Source organism: Frankia sp. CoWAU3, from assembly GCF_977971855.1.
In genome coordinates this window covers 4,629-6,498 of record NZ_CDWWXB010000203.1, presented here as the reverse complement: position 1 = coordinate 6,498, position 1,870 = coordinate 4,629, and the positions used below count along the sequence as shown (strand labels likewise).

Annotated in this window: 4 protein-coding genes; 3 read left to right on the top strand and 1 reads right to left on the bottom strand. The window is 68.9% G+C overall.

All coding sequences use genetic code 11. The features are described 5' to 3' along the window. Window positions 1–431 (bottom strand): hypothetical protein (locus AC08ON_RS15260; RefSeq protein WP_476617206.1); only part of this gene is annotated, 431 nt, incomplete at its 3' end. 92 nt (window positions 432–523) lie between these two features. Between AC08ON_RS15260 and AC08ON_RS15255 the strand changes: the two genes are divergently transcribed. The 3 genes from AC08ON_RS15255 (at window position 524) to AC08ON_RS15245 (ending at window position 1,780) form a co-directional block, all read left to right on the top strand. Beyond that, window positions 524–1,051, top strand: a complete 528-nt coding sequence (locus AC08ON_RS15255; protein WP_476608172.1) for an NUDIX domain-containing protein — start codon at window positions 524–526, stop codon at window positions 1,049–1,051. Between the two features lie 164 nt (window positions 1,052–1,215). Further along, a complete protein-coding gene (locus AC08ON_RS15250) occupies window positions 1,216–1,503 on the top strand; it encodes an Rpn family recombination-promoting nuclease/putative transposase (protein WP_476617205.1) in 288 nt (95 codons plus the stop codon). Further along, window positions 1,487–1,780 (top strand): hypothetical protein, encoded by a 294-nt coding sequence (locus AC08ON_RS15245; protein WP_476608171.1) that lies wholly within the window; start codon window positions 1,487–1,489, stop codon window positions 1,778–1,780. The genes AC08ON_RS15250 and AC08ON_RS15245 overlap by 17 nt, the downstream gene beginning before the upstream one ends. Window positions 1,781–1,870 lie beyond the last annotated feature (90 nt).

The window sequence follows — 1,870 nt, the reverse complement described above, 5'->3', positions numbered from 1 at the left end:
CTTACGATCCGGGTTGTGGCGCATTGCGTACCCGGCTCCATGCCATGAAGGCTCGGGGCAGTGCCCTGGCTGGCGCACCGACTGAGTGCCTGGCCGCCCTCCAAGCCGCAGAGCTGGAACTGTCCCGCGCCGCCACCGGCGGCCATGAGTGGCTGAGTCCCTTTGACGAAGCGGCCCTGGCCGCTGAGGCCGCCATCTGTCTGCGGGATCTTCGTGACCTTGCCGGAGCCGAGCACCAGGTTGCCCGCGTACTGGAGCTTCGAGGCCCCGACCGGGTGCGTAGCCGGGCCTTCGGGAACCTGACCTTGGCGACGGTGCGTCTCGGGGCCGGCGACCTTGAAGGGGCCTGTGAAGCCGGCGGCCAGGTACTCGACGTGACGCCGCACCTGGCCTCGGACCGGGTAGTGGGCCAGCTTCGAGCCCTTGGCCACCGGCTTGAACCTCACGCGGCTGTAGGGCCCGTAGCCGATTTTCTTGGGCGGATGACCATGGCGTTGCCACGACCCCGGCCCGCTGAGGCTTCATGAACATCGAGCAGGAGTGGGAAGCCAGCTACGTCGGCCGCGACTCTGCCGAGTTCGCCCACCTGGCCGAAGGCAATGCCCGCCAAGCCCGCAAGCGGGTATCAGCTGATGCCTTGATCCGCGACGAAGCCGGCCGCCTCCTGCTTGTCGACCCGACATACAAGCCGGATTGGGATCTACCGGGCGGGATGGCTGAAGCCAACGAGCCGCCTCGGGATGCCCTGCGGCGGGAGCTGAAGGAAGAACTGGGCCTCGACCCGCATGTGGGCGAGCTACTGTGCGTGGACTGGGTGTCACCGCATGGGCCATGGGATGATCTGCTGGCCTTCGTCTTCGACGGCGGCACGCTCACCCGGGGGCAAGCGCGAGGGCTCCACTCCGTGGACCCGGAGCTAGCGGCCGTCCGCTTCTGCTCCCCGGGGGAGGCGGCCCACCTGCTCCGGCCGTACGTGTGGCGCCGGGTGCAGGCGGCGCTTGCCGTGCTGGCCGGTGGAGGGGTCCGCTACCTCCAGGACGGCTGTAGCTGACCCGCCCGGGCGCTGCTGCGACGACGTTCAACAGAAGTACAGGCAAGTTGCACCAGCCCGCCCTCGACAACTCCGCGCGGGCCTGGGCGGTGGAGCTGGCGCGGATGAGGTGAGCCCCGTTTCTCGGACACCACAACGAGCACGCGTGGGTCGCCCCGACTCAGGTGCTCGACCTGGTCGACCTGGCTCCGGACCTCGCCGGCGCCTGGCGGGAGCATCTGCCCCGGTTCCAGTTCCTGCTCGATGACCTGGTTCGCGTTGACGAGCGGGAGCTGCGGGAGCGTCCGCTGACGCACTCGGTGCGGCTCACTCTGCTCCTCCTCAAGATTGTCCCTGGTAACCCCCGGCTCGCCCAGGACCTGCGACCGTGGGCCGTGGGTCGACGAACTGCGCGCGGTCCTCGACGGCCCGGATGGCAGGGAGGAGTTCGCCACTTTGCTGCGTTACATTGAGCTGGTCGGAGAAGCGGACGCCCGCGACGAGTTGCATGACCTGATCGCCGGCCTTGGCCCTGAGGCGGAGGATGCCTACATGACCATCGCAGAGATGCTCCGTGTCGAGGGCCGCGTCGAGGGTCGTGTCGAGTCGCTCCTCCAGCTGTTGACCCTCAAGTTCGGTCCGCTTCCCGAGGCCGCGCTCGCCGCCGTGCACGACGCCTCCGCCTGCCAGCTCCAGACCTGGACCGCTCGCGTCCTGACCGCCGACACGCTCGACCAGCTTTTCCTCTGACCAGCTGCAACGCCGCGGTAGCTCTCTTCGCGCGGGTTGCCTGTCAGCACGAGCACGCGTCCTGACGCGCCTTCAGCCCGGCCGCGGCGA